Raw genomic sequence first — 18,560 nt, forward strand, 5'->3', positions numbered from 1 at the left:
TGCGTCATGGTTGAACCGCCGGATCCACCGGTGGTTTACGACAAGCTCCAATGAGCAGAGAGCGATCAACATCTCAGGATCCGATCCATAACGGCCCCTGGGATGTTGTGGTTGTTGGAGCAGGCGCTGCAGGTCTGATGACCTGCCTGGAGCTCCCTCCTGAGCTGAACGTCCTGCTTCTCAACAGGAATGCTGGTAAGCGCTCGTCAAGCCGCTGGGCGCAAGGGGGCATCGCCGCGGTGACGGGTCCTGGAGATTCTCAGTTCCTTCATGGGGACGACACCCTGAAGGCTGGAGCCGGTCTTTGTGATGGCGATGCCGTCCGTCTCCTGGTGGACCAGGCACCCCACTGCGTTGAACGGTTGCTTGCCCTCGGCATGGCATTCGACCGCAATCGCGATGGGTCCCTTGCGACCACCCTTGAAGCAGCCCATAGCCAGCATCGTGTGTTGCACGTGCAGGACCGCACCGGCAGGGCTTTGGTGGATGTTCTTCGAGAGCGCGTCGAAGCCAGACCCGGCCTGGTGCATCGCCGCGGTGTCCGGGTCACTCAACTTTGGGTCGATAACCAACGCTGCTGCGGCGTTCAGATTCTTGATGGCCCTTGGCTTCACTGGGTTCCAGCCCGAGCGGTCGTGCTGGCCACTGGAGGAGGAGGCCATCTCTACACCAACACCACGAATCCACCTCAGGCCTGTGGTGAAGGCGTTGTGCTCTCGTGGCAAGCCGGTGCTGCAGTTGACGATCTCGAATTTGTTCAGTTCCATCCCACGGCGCTCAAACTCGCTGACGCGCCCTGCTTCCTGATCTCAGAAGCCGTTCGTGGCGAAGGCGCCGTCTTGGTGGATCCCTCAGGACGAAGTCCTGTGGCAATGCTTCCCCAACGTGATCTTGCCCCACGCGATCAGGTGAGCCGAGCCCTGCTGCGATGCATGCGCGACCAGGGATTGAGCAGTCTGGGGCTGGATCTCTCACCAATTTCAGCAGAGCAGGCCGAACGACGCTTTCCGACGATTCTTGAGCGCTGCCGGGAGTACGGACTCCATCCTTTGCACAATCCGATCCCGGTGGCACCTGCCGCGCACTACTGGATGGGAGGAGTGGCCACGGACCTACAGGCCGCTACAACCATTCCCGGCCTTTTCGCCGTTGGGGAGGTGGCGTGCACCGGGGTGCATGGTGCCAACAGGCTGGCCAGCAACTCATTAATGGAGTGTCTTGTATTTGCTGGACGACTCAGGAACATCGCGCTGAACGACCGGAGCAGACCAATCATTTCTTGTAAAGGTCCGGAACCTTTCCCGATGTCCTCGCCTGGGCCTGCTGCTGAATCCCTCAACCGATCGATCAACGCGCTCCGATCAGCTTGCTGGGACATGGCCGGAGTCGATCGACGCGTGAGCGGGATGCAGCAGACCTTGCGAGAGCTGCTCAAAGACAACGACGCGCTGCAATGCAGCCCGCTGCTTGAGGCGATGCGAAACCAGGACAAAGATCGATGCTTCCAACTGGAGGAAACCTGCCGCAGCAACATCAACCTTCTCCTCGACCTTCACCACCGCCAGCAGGCAAGCCGACTGCTGCTGGAGGCTTGCCTCTTCCGTACCGAAAGCCGGGGAGGCCACTTCCGAAGTGATGCCCCAACACCGCTTCCGCAGTGGCGTTGCCACAGTCGCCAGGTCAAGGGCGCCCTCATCCACACCCGGCCAGTCACCGATTGAGCCGGATAGGCCGCTTAACCACTAAAAGTTGCTGTCTCCCTTGAAGCCAGACAAACGGGCAAGCACTTTCAAAGGCTTGACGCCGGAATCAAGCTTGCCGTTGATCTCCCAGGTGGGGAAACCCTCGATTTTCTTGCTCTCACAGAGTGCACGCTGATTATTTTGGCCATCCGCGGCGCACTCAATCACCTTGAGCTTCTGCGCTGCTTCTTTCCCAAACGCCTCCTTTTGCTCATGGCAATGGGGGCACCAGTAAGCGCTGTACATCACGGCACCGGTAGCGGTGAGATGGTCTGCCAAAGCCACCTTGCTCGGCGTGCTTTCGGTGGTCACCACAGGAGGAGCACCGGCACCCGTCACAGCGGCATCCGGACGCTCCGGATCGAGAACGGAGGCCCAGATCAGACTTCCCAGCAACACGACAAGAGCCAGTAAAAATCCACGAAAGAACAACTTGGATGGGTCGTCCCACCCCCCGCCAGCCACGGCGAAAATCAAAAGAAGGATGGCAAGAGTTGCTGACAGCGCGCAGAAGAAACAGAACGCCTGAATCTTGAACACCATCAAGCCAACCAGCACGAGGCTGAAGACCGCCATGCCCAGGGACACGGTGAAGAGTCCCCACCAGGTGCGTCGGGCGAGATCACCGCGGTTTTCTGACAGTCCTGGGAGCAGAGGAACCAGGGCCATGATCAAAACGGCCACGTAAGCCAGAAAACCCGCAAACGAGAGCGGGACACTGAAACCATCGCCCTGAAAGAGAGTTCCCCAAGGACTGTTGAGCACCTTGTCGCAACCGTCTGCCCCCATCGGGCATGTGAGGTTCCCCAGCAGGCCCCAACGCTTCAGGGTGATCGAACCTGTGTCAATCACCCCCACGGTGGCCAGAACGGCCATGGCGATCCGTACCCATTTGGAGCCTTGGTCCTGACGACGGCGGCTGGTGAGTCTGCTGGCGGCCATGCGAGCTGCAGAAGATGGATGAATTGTGGCAGGAGTGGGAACGGGATTTATGGTGATTGATTAATTCGCCATGCCATGTCCCCGGACCGAAGTTCTGGCCGAGACGGGGCCAACACCAGACCAACCGTGGCGTTTGCCCATTTGGGCTGCGAGAAGAACCGAGTCGATACCGAACACATGCTCGGTCTTCTGAGTGAAGCGGGCTACGGCGTGAGCAGCGATGAATCCGACGCGAGCGTGGTGGTTGTGAACACCTGCAGCTTCATCCAAGACGCCAGGGAGGAATCCGTACGGACACTGGTCGGACTGGCAGAACAAGGGAAGGAATTGATCATCGCCGGATGCCTGGCCCAGCACTTTCAGGAAGAGCTTCTGGAGTCCCTCCCCGAAGCAAAGGCCATTGTGGGAACTGGCGACTACCAGCACATCGTGGAGGTGCTGGAAAGGGTGGAAGCTGGCGAACGCGTGAACCGCGTCAGCAGCACGCCGACATTCGTGGCCGATGAGCGACTACCGCGCCATCGCACCACTGGCGAGGCCGTGGCCTACCTGAAAGTTGCCGAGGGCTGCGACTACCGCTGCGCCTTCTGCATCATTCCCCACCTCCGGGGGAATCAGCGCTCAAGACCAATCGAATCGATCGTGGCCGAAGCGCATCAGCTGGCCGCAGAAGGCGTGAAAGAACTGATCCTGATCAGCCAGATCACAACCAATTACGGCCTGGATCTTTATGGGCGCCCCCGATTGGCAGATCTGCTGCACGCCCTCGGGGACGTGGAGATTCCCTGGATCCGAGTTCACTACGCCTACCCAACAGGCCTGACGAACGAGGTCATCAGTGCGTACAGGGACGTGCCCAATGTGCTGCCCTACTTGGACTTGCCACTGCAACACAGCCATCCGGACGTGCTGCGCGCCATGAATCGCCCCTGGCAAGCCGATGTGAACGAGCGCCTGCTTGATCAGATCAGAAGCCAGTTACCCGATGCGGTGCTGCGCACCACCTTGATCGTGGGCTTTCCAGGGGAAACTCAGGAGCAGTTCGAGCATTTGGCGAGTTTTCTGGAGCGGCAGCGGTTCGATCACGTCGGGGTGTTCACCTTTTCTCCGGAGCAGGGAACGACTGCAGCCGATTTGCCCAATCCCGTCGACGCCGACATCGCTTTAGCCAGGAAAGATCGCCTCATGACGCTTCAGCAACCCATCTCTGCGGCGGCCAACGCTCGCTGGGTCGGCCGCACGGTCGATGCTCTAGTCGAACAGCACAACCCTGCAACCGGCGCCATGATCGGACGCTGTGCCCGCTTCGCACCAGAGGTGGATGGGGAGGTTCATATCGAACCCAGGGCCGACGGACTGCAGGCTGCTCCAGGGACCATGATCCCAGTCCAAATCACTGGATCTGACATCTACGACCTCCGCGCAGAGATCGTGGGAGCTGCGTCGATGGTCGCCTCGGCGCGGTCTGCCCTGTGAGCAGTCGGGGACTGCACGAACGCCAACGCATCATCTTCCTGATCGCCTCCGGCGTCAGCACCGCCGGATCCTTCGCCGGATTGACAGCGAAGGGGTGGATCCTCATGGATGAAACGGCAGCGCCCATGGTGCTAGCACTGCACTTTGCAGCACTCTCACTGCCAACGCTTCTGGTCAGCGGGCCGGCAGGTGTGCGCACCGATCGCATCGGCTGTGAAACGGTGTTGATCCAGGCGCAATGGGCGTTGCTGGGGGCTGGCCTGATCGGAGCAGTCGCCATTCCTTGGCTGGATGGACTGCCCCAGGTGCTGATGTTGCTGGCCAGCACTCTCCTGGTGGGAATCGCAGGGGCCTACGAACTCACAGCTCGAAACAAATATTGCGCTCTTCTGGTTGATGACAACACCCAGCTCGCTCCTTTTCTGACCAGTTTCTCCGTGGTTTTCAACGTGGGCAAATTGGTGGGTCCCCCGATTGGTGGCTGGCTGGTCACACTCACGGGCCCAGCCACGGCGTTAACCCTCGATGCAGCCACCTATCTTCTGCCGATCGCCAGCGTGATCTGGCTTCTGCATCCGAGGCTTGAGCAGGAGCAGCGCAGCACATCGGCCGAGGAATCGTCGCTTGCAGTGGCCTGGAGAGACTGCGGCTCAACCTTGCGCCATGTGGTTGTGTTTACGGGATTGATGTGTGTTGTGGGCTTTTTCCACCCAGGCCTGGCCCCGTTGATCGCCGCCCAGGAGTTGGGAACAGACCCGATGGATCTGGGGCTGTTCACCAGTGTCCTGGCCTTGGGAAGCATTGCCGGAGGGCTGATCCTCCAGCGCAACAGTCACCGCTTCTGCAGGCGCCCATCGCTCACGCTGGCGGGATTTGGCCTGGTCACCGCCGTAGCTCAACTGGGCATGGCACGAGGGGGAACTGTGCCTTTCATCCTCTTAATGACCCTCTTAATCGGTGCTGGCACCGCGGGATTACTCAGCAGCAGCAATCTCATCACCCAGGTGGGATCCAGTCAGATCTTGCGGGGCCGGATGGCCGGCCTCAGTCAGATCGCCTTCCTTGGCGGGGGAGGAATCAGCGGCCTGATTGCCGCGCAGCTGAGCATCAGCGTTGGGCTTCCCACCACATTTGCCATTACTGGCGGGATCGGGGTTGTGCTGGCGTTGCTGGAAATTCGCCGCCGCGGCAGCATCGTGCTCACGGAGATCAGATCAGTTTGATCCCACGCAACACGACGCTGATACCAGCAGCGGTCACGAGACCAGCACCGACCAGACCCAGATAGATGACAACTCCCATTGCAATCACAAAATGCTGATCCATTAGATCAGAAATCGGGTCTCCAGACGACAGATCCCGCCTAAGCTTGCGTGCATCGAAATCAAAAGGAACCGGACGGGTCTGCAAGCAGGGTCGACCGTCAGCACCAGAGCTCAACAAACGCGACTTCGGATTATGCGCACCCTGTTCATCTATCCCCTGTTCCCGAAGACGTTCTGGAGCTACGAAAAGATCCTTGAACTGGTGAACCGCAAGGTTCTGCTCCCACCCCTCGGACTTGTCACCGTGGCAGCTCTGCTCCCCCAGGAGTGGGAGATGAAGCTGGTTGACCGCAATGTTCGCGAGGTCACAGAAGCCGAGTGGAACTGGGCTGAATTGGTCGTGATCTCCGGAATGATCGTCCAGAAGGACGACATGCAGGTACAGATCGAAGAAGCCAAGCGTCGCGGTCTTCCAGTCGCCGTCGGTGGTCCCTACGCCAGCTCAACACCTGACGCCCCCGAAATCGCGGATGCTGATTTCAAGGTTCTGGATGAAGGTGAAATTACCCTCCCGATGTTTATCGAGGCCATCCAAAGGGGAGACAGCAGCGGGCGGTTCAGCTCAGAAGGAGAAAAGCCTGATGTGACATCCACCCCAATCCCCCGCTTCGACTTGCTCGAACTCGACGCTTATGACTCCATGAGCGTGCAGTTTTCCCGGGGCTGTCCCTTCAACTGCGAATTTTGCGACATCATCGTTCTCTACGGCCGTAAGCCCCGCACCAAAACGCCAGACCAGCTGGTGGCCGAGCTTCAGAGCCTCTACGACCTCGGCTGGAGACGATCGATCTTCCTTGTGGATGACAACTTCATTGGCAACAAGCGCAATGCCAAGTTGCTGCTTCCGGAGATCAAACGCTGGCAGGAAGAGCGTGGTTATCCCTTCAGCTTCGCCACAGAGGCTTCAGTGGATCTTGCCGATGACGACGAGATGATGCGCATGATGCATGAAGCTCGTTTCGAAAGTGTGTTCCTCGGCATTGAAACGCCCGATGAAGCCAGCCTCGAAACCTCTCGAAAGATTCAAAACACGCGCAATCCACTGGACGCGGCTGTGGATCGCATCACCGCCAATGGCATCCGTGTTATGGCTGGATTCATCATCGGTTTCGATGGTGAAAAAGAAGGTGCCGGGCGTCGCATCGTGGAATTCGTCACGCGGACAGGAATCCCCGCGGCGATGATGGGCATGCTGCAGGCTCTCCCCAATACAGCTCTTTGGTATCGCCTCGAGAAGGAAGGTCGCCTGATTCAAGACAAGGACGCCGCAAAAGGCGTTAATCAGACCAACCTTTTGAATTTCAAACCCACCAGACCGATCCGAGACATCGCCAATGAGTACGTGGAGGCTTTCTGCGCTCTGTATGAGCCCAATGCCTACATGGATCGGGTGTATTCCTATTACTTGAAGATGGGCGCTCCACGCTGGAAGGGATCGACCCAGCTACCGAGCTTGACCGATCTCAAAGCCCTGTCGATCGTGATCTGGCGTCAGGGCCTCAAGAGAAGCACCCGCGGACGCTTCTGGCGTTACATGTTTGGCATGGCCACGCAGAATCCAGCACTGCTGGAGCAGTTCCTGGTGGTTCTGGCGCATAACGAGCACTTCCTTGAGTACCGCTCGATTGTTCAAAGTGAAATCAGGGAACAGCTGGAATCACTTCCACCAGAAGAACCAAGCGAATCCAAGGAACTTCAACCCGTCTGAATCAAGGCTCAATCCTGAACGTAAGGCCTTCCTTGCACGAGGCAGGCCTCAGCTTTCTGCAGTTCCCGCCCGAGATAGAGGGCATGATCAAGTCGGCTGACCGGATGAGGGCCCTCTCCTTCGGTGAGCGCAATTCCCAACTCTTTGGCTGTTCGGCCTCGGTAACAAACGGCTGGTGTGCGTTGGTTGCCGCCACGGCAGCTGAGCACCTCTCCGGTCTCGGGATCGATGGCGCGGCCTTTGGAATCAACGTCGTTCGGGAAGTGCTCGGCAACCAGCTGCCCTGCATCGGCATCGACCCGGATTAGAAAGTAGCCGCTTGGATCCAGGGCAATGAAGCGCTGGGAGAGCTGGTCATCGAGGGAAGGGGTGCCATCTGTCATCTCGTCACCCTACGAATGAGCTGGTCAACGCCCGAGGTCTGGAGGCTGGGCGCGGAACGGCAAGTCCGCATTGATGGCCTCGATCTCCTCCTGCATCAACGCATTGGCCCGAGGAAGCCAGGCGCGAATCAGAGCATCCATCTGAGGGTCGTACCAGCGATGAAGACTGGTTCGGGCCGTGGCCACGAAACCCCTGCGGCGCTTGTGACTGCCACCAGCTCCTGGATCAAAACTCACCAACCCCTGCTGCAAAGCCCACTCAATCGGGGCGTAGTAGCAAACCTCGAAATGCAGACAATCAATCTCCTCATCACTCCCCCAGTAGCGCCCCCAGAGGTGCTGGGAATCCCTGACGCATAGCGACATGGCAATGGGATCCTCCACATCTCCACGGTGGGCATTGAACAAAACAACATGCTCAGCCAGTGAGGGGGCACAAAGCCGATCAAAAAAGGTGGCATCCAGGTACTTGCTGCCCCATGGCCCCCAACGGGCGCAATGTTGCTCGTAGAAATCGTGCATCCTGGAAACCAAAGCGGGGGTAAGTGCGTCCCCTGTGACTGGTGTCACGGTGAGGCCCGCATCACGCACGGCCTTGCGTTCCCGTTTGATGTTGCGACGCTGATTGGCGTTAAAACCAGCCAGATAGTCGTTGAACGTTTGCTGACTGTCTGAGGACCACAAACTTTGCTGATTCAGCCAGCTGGCACAACCGGCTGCTTGCGCCAGTGGCTGCCAGGAGGGATCCACATAAAGAAAATTGCAGCTGAGAATGCCGTGTCGTGCAGCGAAGTCATCGATCAGGCCAAGCATCAGCGTGGTGATCTCCTGGGCGTCTTCGCTGGCGGCCACATGGAAGCGGTAACCCTGCACGGGGCTGACTGGGCTCATCCCGATCAGTTTCGGGTAATAACGCAGACCCAAATCACCGGCCAAGCGCGCGAACGACTGATCAAACACAAATTCGCCATAGCTGTGACCCTTGAGATACAGAGGGGCCACGGCAACCAGCTGGTCGTCGTCCCGCCACAACGACAGATGCAGAGGCTGCCAACCCTGATCAGGGGCCACGCTGCCGGACCGTTCCAACGCCAGCAGCCAGGTCCAGCGATAGAAGGGGCAGATCGTTTCGCCCAGCAGCTGGTCCCACTGCTCTTCAGGGATTTCGCTGATGCTTCGATGCCAGCGGGCCGAGAGCGACGCCATCCCAGGCCAATTCAGATGCCGAGATCGAACCCTAACCAGGAGGAATCAAAGAGGCGAAAATCAAGTTTCAATGTTCTCGACCCTTGATCTGGAACAGGCCCTTGCAGGTCCTGCTGATCGCCTCCTGGGCTGTTGGCATCAGCACCATGGCAATCGAAGCCAGGGCCGGACTGCTGAAGCCCTTGCTGCAGTTGATGCGGCCCAAGGTGGAGCAGCAGCTTGCCGGGGAATGCCAGCAGCTCGTCAAGCGGGCCATCGGCAGCATCGACCCGAGCTCCCTGCCTCTGGGTGAGTTGTTATCCGACATCGACGACACAGTGATGCAACCCTGTCGCGACCTGGCGCTGCCAGCCAGCGAATGCTTAATCCGCGAAGCTTCGCGCAGTGGGAGGGAACTCGGCATCTTCAGTGAACTGATCGGCGGTCGAGTGGGTGACGACACCCAAGTCGTGATCAAACGCTGCTTGGCCTCTCTTCTGGGCTTGCCGGCCACAGGCCTTCAGGACCTTCCTCTCGAAGACTTAATGCTCCGGTTACGCCGGTAACGCACCAGCAGCTCACCGCCGCCGAGAGGCTTGCTGTGCTCCAGCGACCAGGCATCAGCCGCGGCCAGGTCTTCAGGGAGTCCGGGGGCTAGGGGCGGAACCCAGCAAAAAGGGCCCCCAAGAACTCGGGGGCAGAGCGTGAGTTGCAGCTCGTCAACGGCATCATCGGCCAGCATCGATGTGCAAAGTCCAGCCCCTCCCAAGAGCACAAATCTCGACCAACCACGGGCAGCCAAGCTGGTCAGGGTCTCGGCCCACGATGCAGCAAGAGGATGGCCATCGAGGAATCCTTCGGCACCGCCACCCTCCGGGGTCAGCAGATAACGGGCAAAGGGCTGCTGAAACAACGGCCAATCCTGAGGGAAGTCCGCTTGGCGACTCACCACAAAAAGGTCGGGCTGTGGAGAACGACATGCGGTTTGGCGCTGCTCCAATAAATCGTGAGCATGAATCAGACAACTGGAACGATGCGCCCGCAGGGTTCCAGCTCCGATCAACGCCGCGTCCGACCAGGCCAAGGCTTCCTCCAAAGCCCTGCGATCACCGGGGCCACCAAGATGGGAAGCGCCTCCCTGGGGATAGGCCAAACGTCCATCCAGGCTGACGGCCAGCACCAGCCTGACTGTTGTCTGATGGGTCATCCAAAGACGCGATCAGACCGGGGCCGCGGCTTCCAACATGGCTGGGGTCATTTCCAGCTGAGGTATCTCGGCGTAGACCTCAGCCGCATTGTTGGGACTTTCCTGAAGGCGCACCTTGTGGAGTTGGGCACCGATGGCCCCGACTGGCCCGGAAAGACGGTCGGAGATATGCAGAGCGATATTTTCCGCAGTGGGCACGCACTCAGCGAAGAAGGGCACATCCTTGTTGAGGAAGGTGTGATCGAAGGGCTCGACCACCAGATCATCCACAAGGCGCTGAAGCGCGGAGAGATCGCAGACCATGCCGGTGCGTGGGTCGATGGCTCCGCGCACCGTCACATCCACCAGGTAGTTGTGGCCATGACCGTGGGGACGGGCACATTTGCCGTAGATGCGCTCGTTCTCTTCCTGGCTCAGCTCCGGTCTTGCAAGACGGTGGGCTGCAGCGAAGTGGGTGCGGATGGTGAGGAAGGCGTCCATGGGATGTCCGAGGTAGTCGGCCCAGAGGCCCGGTTGTTCATAAAGGCGCAGTGCCGTGATCGGCAAATGCGGTGCAAGACGCTGCCAGATGCGCTGTACAAGCGCTTCGGTGGTGGGCAGGCAACCTTCTGGTCTTGACACATCAAAATCCGACCAGGCGTCGTTCAGGAATCGGAAATTGAGCTGATCGGTGACCTCTTTGCGAATGGCGTGCTTCACCTCGGAGAGATTGAGCACCATGCCATCGGCATCAAGGTCACCAGCCATCGACACGATGAGCTCGTAGTTGTGCCCATGACCGGGAGCCAGCGCACAGGCACCAAATCGCGCCGCGTTGTCATCAGCAGAGAGTTCCGGCAACCAGTAGCGATGACTGGCGCTGAAACAGGCTCGGCGGGTGATCACACATCCGCGGCCCTGGCCGTGCCGGGCGATCGACTTCGTTTCAGTCATGTGAAGGTCCGGCCGGGAGGCATCCTAATGAGCTAACGGCAATTCGGAGCCATGCTGGATCCCGTCCTATCCCTCAGACAGCGGCTCGGCGGCCGCAACCTGTATCTCGTCGGGATGATGGGGAGCGGCAAAACCAGCACTGGTCGGCCCCTCGCCCAACGCTTGCAGTACGGCTTTGTGGATGCCGATGCCGTGATTGAGCAGGCCGCTGGCTGCACCATTCCAGACATCTTCACGCGCGATGGTGAAAGCGGTTTCCGAAGCCTGGAGACCCAGGTGCTCAACGCGATTAGTCAGCGCCACTCCCTCGTTGTGGCCACTGGCGGCGGCGCGGTGACCCGCCCTGAAAACTGGGGGGCGATGCACCAGGGGATCGTGATCTGGCTGGACGTCAAGCACCAAGAGCTCTTGAGGCGACTGGAGCAGGACGACACCCCTCGCCCCCTTCTGCAGGAACAGGAGCCTGCCATGGTCTTGAACAGGCTCTTGACGGCACGTCGGCCGATGTACGCAGAAGCCGATCTCACCGTGGTCATCGATGCTGAGCCACCGGATGAGGTGGCAGACGGGATTCTGAAATTGCTGCCAACGCTGATCCAAGACCCACCGAAACAGCGACCCGATTGACCATCAGCTCCGAGGCGGTTCCAGACGGACGGCATACCACTGCACGCAAACCCCTGCTGAGATCTCCAGTTCACAGGCGGTGTCGAGCAGGCGCTCTGCGGCTTCGGTTGCACCGTCGCATCCACGCAGATCCTCCGGCCATGGATCGAGCGCCATCAGTCGATCAACCAGCCATGACAAGGTGGCGGCGGCTGATAGAAGCTGTTCAGATTCACCGGGAACAAGCACCACGTAGTGATCAAGCGATCGGATCAGGGGGTCTGACATGAAGCGGTGGCTCTTAAGTGTGCTGTTCAGCATGCTGCTGCAGCTGCTGGTGGTGATGGGTGCGGACGCTGCAGAACCAGCCCAGGCATCCCTGCTGGAGCAACGCGCGATGGAATGGCCCGAGTGGTCGCTGCCAGCACCTCTCCCCCGGCCGCGTGCCCGTCAAGATCTGATTTATCCCGACTGGTTCGAGGGGGACTGGCAGGTGCAAAGCGACACGCTCGACCCTGATGGTTCCCGTCTAAAGAACGAATCCACGCTGCTTCACAGGGCACGCTTCAAACGCAATCAGGCGGGGGAGCTGGTCGGCGACCGACCCTTCAACGCCACAGCCATCGGCAAAGCGCTGCTGGGGGATGCGCTGCTGTCGGTCGAGCAGGATCCAGAGCGTGTCAACCGTCAACTGGCGAGGCTCAGCGACGATGTTCTGCTGGAAACCAGCGTGATCGGCCGCCGTCAGGGTGTCGTGTCAACAGAAAGCGGCAGGGAACGATTCTTGAGTGACGAGCTCGTGCTCCAGATCGTGCATGGCCCGGGGGCACCCCGACTGAGCAGAATCGAAACGTTGACGCGCTATGAACAGTGCGAGGCAGGAATCTGTACTGATCAGCGCCAGGTGAGTTACGGGGCTCCTGGGTTGCAGACGGATCAAACCCTCGCAGGGCGGAGCAGCCGATTTCGGCTAGTTCTCACTCGGTTACCGCAGGATCCCGCTGGATGAGCTGCGCCTCGAGCTGATCGCGCCAATGAAACAGGCTCTGCAAGCGGGGATGATCGCTGAGACCAGGAACGCCGCGGCCCGCCAAAGAGTCTCCGGAAGAGGCAGGAAAACGCAGCATGGAAAGCTGAGCAGCAACAGCAAGATCCGCCAGGGTGAGCGTGTCGCCAACCAGGTGCCCATTCTGATCGAGGCCTTCGGCTAAGGCCGTGAGGCTGGCAAGCATGGACGCCCTCTGCTCTTGGCCGAGCAGATCCTCCAGGGAGCTCAACCACCCACCTGGGACCCCGGACATGACCTGTCGCAGGGGCGCCGGCAGATCATCGGGCAGGAGAGCCAGCCTGAGTTGGGAGTCGTCGGCTGCAGCCTGCAGGAGCGCTGCCCGGGCTGACGCGGCCAAGGTGGTGTCCGCCCAGTCTTCGATCAACTCCACCTGAGCCCTCTGGAGCGGATCGGAAGGAAGCAGGGCCGGCTCAGGTTGCAGCGTTTCGAGATACCGGCAAATGGCACTGGAATCAGCAAACACCTGATCACCGTCAACCAGAACCGGAACCTGTCGCTGGCCCGACATTCGGAAAACAGACAGTTGACCAAGTCCCGGAGTGACCTCCACCTCACGGAAACTCAGGTCTTTGGCGTGGAGCGTCATCCGCACCTTCAAGCAGAAGGCGGAGTGGCGGAACTGATGGAGCTCCAGCATGTCCAGACCGGGGCAGGGAACGGCAGAGTAGCCATGAGAAACGGATCAACGCCATCGCCATGCGCGAGTTCTTCGTCAATGTGACCCGCTATCCGCGTTACCTGATCGCGTTCAGCCTCGGCGTGCTGAATTCCGTTGCGGAGCCGCTGGCGCGCCGCCGCAGCAATCCCGTGACCGCAGTGGCACTGATCGGAGCCTTGATCAGTGGCTTTATCAGCCTCGGATTGGTATTGCGTGCCATGGTGTCTTCAGCACCAATGAGCTGAGATGGCTCCTGGACGACGGGTCGAACGTGTTGCAGCTCTGATCCGCAAGGAGACGAGTGAACTGCTGATTCATGGCATCCGTGATGAACGGGTGCATCAGGGGCTGATCAGCATTACCGGGGTGGAAGTGAGCGGGGATCTGCAGCACTGCAAAATCTTCGTGAGTGTGCTGGCCGATCCTGAAGGCAAAGCCCAGGTGATGGATGGTCTGCAGGCAGCCAGTAGCTTCCTGCGCGGGGAGCTCGGTCGTCGTCTACAGATGCGGCGTGCACCGGAAGTGGTCTTTCATCTCGACCGTGGCCTTGAGAAGGGAGCCTCCGTTCTGGGACTGCTCGGGAACCTCGAGCGTGAACGCCAGGAGCGGGGGGAGATCCCTGCAAGCAGTGACGATGCTCAGGACAGCCACGACGATGAACGCAGCTGAGCAGCGGCGGGCGGTGTCCCAGCTGCTAGTGGTGAGGGCCAGCGGTCATGCCGGCGATCAGCAACGGCGATACCCCCGCTGGGAACTGAGCAACGGGGAGCTTCAACGCTTGCTGGCGAATGGCGTTGGCGGCGTGATTCTCCTGGGAGGCACAGCCACAGAACTGCAGCAGCGCTGCCGAACGCTGCGCGCCTGGGCAGATCATGACGATCTGCTGCTCTGCGCCGACGTGGAGGAGGGGGTTGGTCAGCGCTTTGAAGGCGCTACCTGGCTGGTCCCGCCGATGGCCTTAGGCCGTCTGCAGTCAAACGACCCGGCAAAGGCGATGGACCTTGCCGAACGCTACGGGCGCTGCACCGCTGACCAGGCCCGCCGATGCGGACTCAACTGGGTGTTGGCACCGGTCTGCGATGTCAACAGCAACCCGGCCAATCCGGTGATCAACGTGAGGGCTTGGGGCCAGGTTCCTGAGGCCGCCGGTGCGCTGGCTGAAGCATTCCAGCGCGGCCTTCAGGCCGGAGGCGTTCTTGGTTGCGCCAAACATTTCCCTGGACACGGCGACACAGCCCAGGATTCCCATTTGGAGCTGCCGGTGCTGAGGCATTCGCGGGAGCGGCTCGAGCAAATTGAACTGAGGCCGTTCCGCCGGCTTATCGCTGCAGGGGTAGACAGCGTGATGACCGCGCATTTGGTGATTCCATCCCTTGATGCCGAGCGGCCCGCGACCCTCTCCCCCAGGGTGCTGACCGACCTGCTCAGAGATTCTCTTGATTTCCAGGGACTCATCGTCACCGATGCCCTAGTGATGGAGGCGATCACAGGTCTGGTAGGTCCCGGGGAGGCTGCAGTGCAGGCTTTCGAAGCCGGGGCGGATTTGATCCTGATGCCCGCCGATGCCGACAAGGCCATTGACGCTGTCTGTGCAGCCCTCGACAGCGGACGCATTCCCTCCCTGCGCCTCGAGCAATCTCTACAGAGACGTCGTGACGCCCTGCAACGCTGCAGCGGGGCCCAATCCAGAAACGAAGGTGCTTCACCGCTTGATGCAGGAGAAACCTCAAACGAGCGCCAGCTCGCCCTCGAGTTGGTGAGCGAAACCCTCGAACAACAGGGAATGACTCCGGTGCATCCACCCGCTGGTGGTGGTGTGACCCTGATCCGCGTGGATGGGGTACTCGCCTGCCCTTGCTTGCGCCCTGATGCTCCAGCCATCAGCTGGCCTAACAGCCGCGGATTCAGGCCGATCATCTGCCATGACCTCGGAATCAGCCCCTGGCATGAACCTCCTCAGGGTGACAATCCTTTGGCTCTGGATCGGCTCGGTGATGGACCGGTCTTGTTGCAGCTGTTTCTGCGCGGCAATCCATTCCGCGCAGGCCGCGATCGTGATGACCCATGGCCGGCAGCCATCCGCCAGCTTCTGAGGCTGAACCGCCTGGCGGGGATGGCTGTGTATGGCTGCCCCTACCGATGGGAAAGCCTGCGAGCGCTTCTTCCCGACACAATCCCTGCCGCCTACAGCCCCGGGCAGATGGCTGATGCCCAGCAGAGGCTGATGAGCCAGTTGCTGGGGGACGAGCACACGCTGGAGCTGGAGACCGAATTCACTGACTGAACGGCTCTAATCTCGGCGCCAGTGCGGGACGACGTCATGCTCAGCCTCTCGATGATCGTCCGCGACGAAGCCAAGCGCATCGATGCCTGCCTGAACTCGGTGAAAGGCTTCGTCGACGAGATGGTTCTGATCGACACCGGCTCAACGGACAACACAGTCGCGCTGGCTGAAGCTGCTGGCGCCCGGGTGGAACGGATGGACTGGCCCGGGGACTTCGCACCAGCGAGAAACGCGGCACTCGAGCACGTGAAGGGGGACTGGGTGCTGGTGCTGGATGCCGATGAACGCCTGCGCGCAGAGGCCATCCCGGCGATCCGAGCCCTGATGGCGCAACCCGATGTTCTGGTGATCAATCTGCTTCGCCATGAACTGGGTGCTGCCATGGCCCCTTATTCCAATGTGAGCCGACTGTTCCGACGGGATCCCCGAATCCGCTGGAGTCGGCCTTATCACTCGATGATTGACGACAGCGTGAGCGAAATCCTGCAGCAGGAATCGCACTGGCGGGTGGCGAACTGCGCTGAACCCGCGCTGCTGCACGACGGCTACCGCCCTGAACTCCTGAACCAGAGCGACAAGGCCGAGCGACTGCGACGTTCGATGGAGCAGTGGCTGGAGGATCAGCCGAATGATCCCTATGCATGCACCAAGCTCGGGGCACTGGAGGTAAGCAGTGGCAACCATGAGCGAGGCGTGAATCTCCTGCGCAAAGGGCTCGAGCAGCTGCCAGATGGAGCAGGAAGAACGGCTGAGCGCTACGAGTTGCTGCTCAATCTGGGGATCGCCTTGGCACCTGAGGACGCTGACGCTGCCGAGAGCTACTACAGACAGGCGCTGGAGCTGGCCTTGGATGTGCGTTTGAGCCTCGGCGCCCGGCTGAACCTGGCCGCATTGCTGATGCAGGCCAATCAGCTGGATGAGGCGATTCAGCTCACCACCACAGCCTGCCAGCGTGCCCCTGAAGTAGCGCTGGCCTGGTACAACCTCGGCCTGATGGAACGACGACGGGGCGACCTTGCCGCATCCCTGCGCGCCTATGAGCGTTCGCTCGAGCTCAATCCCGATCACGCGGAAAGCCACCAGAACTTTGCCGTCGCGCGTCTGATGGGTGGTGATATCGACGGTGCGCGCGCCAGCTTCCGCGCAGCGATCGACAAGCTCCATCAACAGAACCGTGCCGAAGAGGCCGGAGCGCTTCAAGCCCAGGTGAGCGGGATTGTGAAGCTGGAGGGGAGTGGGCAATGACGGAACGCCAGGCCCCTGCCCTGCAGGGACGCACGGTGGTGATGACCCGGGCAATGGAGCAGCAAAGTGAAGGCCGCCGACTGCTCGAAGCGCTCGGTGCCAAGGTTCTCGATTTACCGGCTCTGGAGATCGGCCCTCCGGATCACTGGGGTGCCCTCGACGATGCTCTCGCTGAATGGGACACATTCCACTGGCTGATCATCTCCAGTGCGAACGGCGCGAATGCCGTTGAAGAGCGGCTGCAACAGCAGGGGAAGACCCTGTCCCATCGACCGAGCAGCCTCAAAATTGCAGCGGTGGGACGCAAGACCGCCAGGCGGCTGGAAGAGCTGGGCTCGGAAGCGGATTTTGTGCCCCCCGAGTTTGTCGCCGACAGCCTGATTGAACACTTCCCGGTGTCTGGCTGGGGGCTGCGCATCCTGCTGCCACGCGTTCAGAGCGGTGGGCGCACGGTGCTGGCAGAAGCTTTCGGTGAAGCCGGCGCGCGGGTTGTGGAGGTGCCGGCTTATGAGTCCCGCTGTCCGAAGGCGATCCCAGCAGCAACGCTGGATGCGTTGCGAGCCGGGACAGTGGATGCCATCTGTTTCACCAGCGGCAAAACGGTGCTGCACACCACACACCTGCTGGCACAGAGCATGGGGGAGGAGGAGGCGACGGCCAAGCTCAAACGGGCTGCCGTGGTGTCGATCGGTCCGCAAACAAGTGATCGTTGCCGCAAGCTGCTGGGCCGTGTGGACCAGGAAGCTCATCCCCATGATCTCGAAGGTCTGGTGATGGCTTGTGTTCAGGCAATGCAGAACGGAGATTCGCTTTGACCGGCCACCGAAACGGTGAGGCAACCCCGGCGCAAGTCGATGGCCTGAACCACCCATCCCACTGGCAATAAGCCGCTCGACTCGCCAGGGCAACGACCTCTTTCGCCGACACAGACCGGTCCTGAGCCTTCTGATGTGGTCACCAGGGCGCGACGCTGACCACCAACCGCCAGCACCCCTTGAACCTGAAGCCCAAGGCTCGGCGGTTGATCAGCATCGGATGCCCTGGGATCAGTGGCTGCAGGGGAGCCAGCAACAACCACGGGAGCGAAGGGATCTGGGCGGCCATCAGGCACGGCGCTCAGCACCTGCTCGAGACTGGGCAAGGGCACAAAGGAGGTGGGCGGTGCCAGCCGATCAGGACGGTCCTTGGAGGGTTTCGAGGCAACGTCCTTAGCCACAGGCGGCTTTAACCCAGGAGCAGCGTTCTGAGTTGAGTCACTGCCGCAAGCGCTGATCAGGATCCAAAGCAGTCCTGCCAAGCTCACCCCTCGCACAACAGCACGACCAGAGCCTCTTCGGGGACGAGGTTCAGCCCCCGGATGCCTGTTCGCGCTCAACCAGATCTCGGAAACGATCAAGGTTTGCCTGAAGCTCCTTGGTAACAATCCCACCCAGAATGCTGGGTTCCATCAGTGGTGCCAAGACCCCGGGAAGCTCGTAGGTGACCGTGAGCTTCACCGCGGTACGTCCCGGCTGCTCAACGTAGAAACGAACAGCACCTTTCGTCGGCAGGCCACCGACGGATTCCCAGTGCAGTTGCTGCGCTTCGACGCGCTGGGTGATGCGTGCCTTCCAGTGAAAACGAAACCCCTGAGCGGCAAGCGTCCAGTCGGTGAGTTCGGGATCATCAAGGGTTTTCACAGATTCGATCCAACGCATCCATTTGGGCATGGCCTCGAGATCGCTCCAGACAGCCCACACCCGGTCCACGGGAGCGTTGACCTCGGTGGTCACAGAATGTTCAAGCCAGCGTCCCATG

The 18,560-nt window shown here is 60.5% G+C and carries 22 protein-coding genes; 12 read left to right on the plus strand and 10 right to left on the minus strand.

Annotated features, from left to right (window positions below; genetic code table 11):
• The first annotated feature begins 50 nt into the window (after nucleotides 1–50).
• A complete protein-coding gene (gene nadB, locus SynPROS71_RS11820; protein ID WP_186595288.1) occupies nucleotides 51–1,721 on the plus strand; it encodes an L-aspartate oxidase in 1,671 nt (556 codons plus the stop codon).
• Between the two features lie 21 nt (nucleotides 1,722–1,742).
• Here the strand turns inward: nadB and SynPROS71_RS11825 are convergent, their stop codons facing one another.
• Nucleotides 1,743–2,684 (minus strand): vitamin K epoxide reductase family protein, encoded by a 942-nt coding sequence (locus SynPROS71_RS11825; protein ID WP_186595290.1) that lies wholly within the window; start codon nucleotides 2,682–2,684, stop codon nucleotides 1,743–1,745.
• 75 nt (nucleotides 2,685–2,759) lie between these two features.
• On the opposite strand from SynPROS71_RS11825, the gene rimO reads away from it, so the two are divergent.
• Entirely contained in the window at nucleotides 2,760–4,160 is a 1,401-nt protein-coding gene (rimO, locus tag SynPROS71_RS11830) for a 30S ribosomal protein S12 methylthiotransferase RimO (protein ID WP_186595292.1), read from the plus strand.
• Nucleotides 4,157–5,383 carry an MFS transporter gene (locus SynPROS71_RS11835; protein ID WP_186595294.1) on the plus strand — a complete coding sequence of 409 codons (1,227 nt, stop codon included), beginning with the start codon at nucleotides 4,157–4,159 and terminating at the stop codon, nucleotides 5,381–5,383. The genes rimO and SynPROS71_RS11835 overlap by 4 nt, the downstream gene beginning before the upstream one ends.
• Here SynPROS71_RS11835 and SynPROS71_RS13945 read toward each other — a convergent pair.
• Nucleotides 5,370–5,570, minus strand: coding sequence for a hypothetical protein (locus tag SynPROS71_RS13945; protein ID WP_255442163.1), 201 nt, complete (start codon nucleotides 5,568–5,570; stop codon nucleotides 5,370–5,372). The two genes, SynPROS71_RS11835 and SynPROS71_RS13945, sit on opposite strands and share 14 nt — an antisense overlap.
• A 48-nt stretch (nucleotides 5,571–5,618) precedes the next feature.
• On the opposite strand from SynPROS71_RS13945, the gene SynPROS71_RS11845 reads away from it, so the two are divergent.
• Nucleotides 5,619–7,193 carry a B12-binding domain-containing radical SAM protein gene (locus tag SynPROS71_RS11845; protein ID WP_186595296.1) on the plus strand — a complete coding sequence of 525 codons (1,575 nt, stop codon included), beginning with the start codon at nucleotides 5,619–5,621 and terminating at the stop codon, nucleotides 7,191–7,193.
• A gap of 8 nt (nucleotides 7,194–7,201) precedes the next feature.
• Here SynPROS71_RS11845 and SynPROS71_RS11850 read toward each other — a convergent pair whose 3' ends face one another.
• Together SynPROS71_RS11850 and SynPROS71_RS11855 are read right to left on the minus strand one after the other, a co-directional pair.
• Nucleotides 7,202–7,576, minus strand: a complete 375-nt coding sequence (locus SynPROS71_RS11850; RefSeq protein ID WP_186595298.1) for a DUF4346 domain-containing protein — start codon at nucleotides 7,574–7,576, stop codon at nucleotides 7,202–7,204.
• Nucleotides 7,577–7,600: 24 nt separating this feature from the next.
• Nucleotides 7,601–8,782: a GNAT family N-acetyltransferase gene (locus SynPROS71_RS11855; RefSeq protein ID WP_186595300.1), complete on the minus strand. Its 1,182-nt coding sequence runs from the start codon at nucleotides 8,780–8,782 to the stop codon at nucleotides 7,601–7,603.
• Between the two features lie 101 nt (nucleotides 8,783–8,883).
• On the opposite strand from SynPROS71_RS11855, the gene SynPROS71_RS11860 reads away from it, so the two are divergent.
• Entirely contained in the window at nucleotides 8,884–9,327 is a 444-nt protein-coding gene (locus SynPROS71_RS11860) for a hypothetical protein (protein ID WP_255442165.1), read from the plus strand.
• Here SynPROS71_RS11860 and SynPROS71_RS11865 read toward each other — a convergent pair.
• Together SynPROS71_RS11865 and SynPROS71_RS11870 are read right to left on the minus strand one after the other, a co-directional pair.
• Complete coding sequence (locus SynPROS71_RS11865) at nucleotides 9,282–9,968, minus strand: RibD family protein (protein ID WP_186595302.1); 687 nt, start codon at nucleotides 9,966–9,968, stop codon at nucleotides 9,282–9,284. The two genes, SynPROS71_RS11860 and SynPROS71_RS11865, sit on opposite strands and share 46 nt — an antisense overlap.
• A gap of 12 nt (nucleotides 9,969–9,980) precedes the next feature.
• Complete coding sequence (locus SynPROS71_RS11870; RefSeq protein WP_186595304.1) at nucleotides 9,981–10,901, minus strand: 6-carboxytetrahydropterin synthase; 921 nt, start codon at nucleotides 10,899–10,901, stop codon at nucleotides 9,981–9,983.
• Nucleotides 10,902–10,952: 51 nt separating this feature from the next.
• Between SynPROS71_RS11870 and SynPROS71_RS11875 the strand changes: the two genes are divergently transcribed.
• Nucleotides 10,953–11,528 carry a shikimate kinase gene (locus tag SynPROS71_RS11875; RefSeq protein WP_186595306.1) on the plus strand — a complete coding sequence of 192 codons (576 nt, stop codon included), beginning with the start codon at nucleotides 10,953–10,955 and terminating at the stop codon, nucleotides 11,526–11,528.
• A 3-nt stretch (nucleotides 11,529–11,531) separates the two neighbouring features.
• Here SynPROS71_RS11875 and SynPROS71_RS11880 read toward each other — a convergent pair whose 3' ends face one another.
• A complete protein-coding gene (locus tag SynPROS71_RS11880) occupies nucleotides 11,532–11,795 on the minus strand; it encodes a chlororespiratory reduction protein 7 (protein ID WP_186595308.1) in 264 nt (87 codons plus the stop codon).
• 31 nt (nucleotides 11,796–11,826) lie between these two features.
• On the opposite strand from SynPROS71_RS11880, the gene SynPROS71_RS11885 reads away from it, so the two are divergent.
• Nucleotides 11,827–12,516, plus strand: a complete 690-nt coding sequence (locus SynPROS71_RS11885) for a DUF6816 family protein (protein ID WP_186598073.1) — start codon at nucleotides 11,827–11,829, stop codon at nucleotides 12,514–12,516.
• Here the strand turns inward: SynPROS71_RS11885 and SynPROS71_RS11890 are convergent.
• On the minus strand, nucleotides 12,485–13,213 hold the full coding sequence (locus SynPROS71_RS11890) for a glutathione S-transferase family protein (RefSeq protein ID WP_186595310.1): 729 nt from the start codon (nucleotides 13,211–13,213) through the stop codon (nucleotides 12,485–12,487). The genes SynPROS71_RS11885 and SynPROS71_RS11890 overlap by 32 nt on opposite strands.
• 59 nt (nucleotides 13,214–13,272) lie before the next feature.
• Here SynPROS71_RS11890 and SynPROS71_RS11895 point away from each other — a divergent pair, with 59 nt between their 5' ends.
• From SynPROS71_RS11895 to SynPROS71_RS11915, 5 genes are read left to right on the plus strand one after another with little or no spacing between them, the layout of a single operon-like run.
• The gene (locus tag SynPROS71_RS11895; protein ID WP_006043059.1) at nucleotides 13,273–13,479 is read left to right on the plus strand and encodes a DUF751 family protein; all 207 of its coding nucleotides are present in this window, start codon (nucleotides 13,273–13,275) and stop codon (nucleotides 13,477–13,479) included.
• A gap of 1 nt (nucleotide 13,480) precedes the next feature.
• A complete protein-coding gene (rbfA, locus tag SynPROS71_RS11900) occupies nucleotides 13,481–13,903 on the plus strand; it encodes a 30S ribosome-binding factor RbfA (RefSeq protein WP_186595312.1) in 423 nt (140 codons plus the stop codon).
• A complete protein-coding gene (locus SynPROS71_RS11905; RefSeq protein ID WP_186595314.1) occupies nucleotides 13,890–15,518 on the plus strand; it encodes a glycoside hydrolase family 3 N-terminal domain-containing protein in 1,629 nt (542 codons plus the stop codon). Before rbfA ends, SynPROS71_RS11905 begins: the two co-directional genes overlap by 14 nt.
• A 36-nt stretch (nucleotides 15,519–15,554) precedes the next feature.
• Nucleotides 15,555–16,763, plus strand: coding sequence for a glycosyltransferase family 2 protein (locus SynPROS71_RS11910; protein WP_186595316.1), 1,209 nt, complete (start codon nucleotides 15,555–15,557; stop codon nucleotides 16,761–16,763).
• Complete coding sequence (locus tag SynPROS71_RS11915) at nucleotides 16,760–17,578, plus strand: uroporphyrinogen-III synthase (RefSeq protein WP_186595318.1); 819 nt, start codon at nucleotides 16,760–16,762, stop codon at nucleotides 17,576–17,578. The genes SynPROS71_RS11910 and SynPROS71_RS11915 overlap by 4 nt, the downstream gene beginning before the upstream one ends.
• On the opposite strand, the gene SynPROS71_RS11920 is transcribed toward SynPROS71_RS11915, so the two are convergent.
• Complete coding sequence (locus tag SynPROS71_RS11920) at nucleotides 17,548–18,060, minus strand: hypothetical protein (RefSeq protein ID WP_186595320.1); 513 nt, start codon at nucleotides 18,058–18,060, stop codon at nucleotides 17,548–17,550. The genes SynPROS71_RS11915 and SynPROS71_RS11920 overlap by 31 nt on opposite strands.
• Before the next feature lie 49 nt (nucleotides 18,061–18,109).
• Nucleotides 18,110–18,559 carry an SRPBCC family protein gene (locus SynPROS71_RS11925; protein ID WP_186595321.1) on the minus strand — a complete coding sequence of 150 codons (450 nt, stop codon included), beginning with the start codon at nucleotides 18,557–18,559 and terminating at the stop codon, nucleotides 18,110–18,112.
• Between the last annotated feature and the right edge of the window lies 1 nt (nucleotide 18,560).

It is taken from the genome of Synechococcus sp. PROS-7-1, from assembly GCF_014279795.1.
Taxonomy (GTDB): Bacteria; Cyanobacteriota; Cyanobacteriia; order PCC-6307; family Cyanobiaceae; genus Synechococcus_C.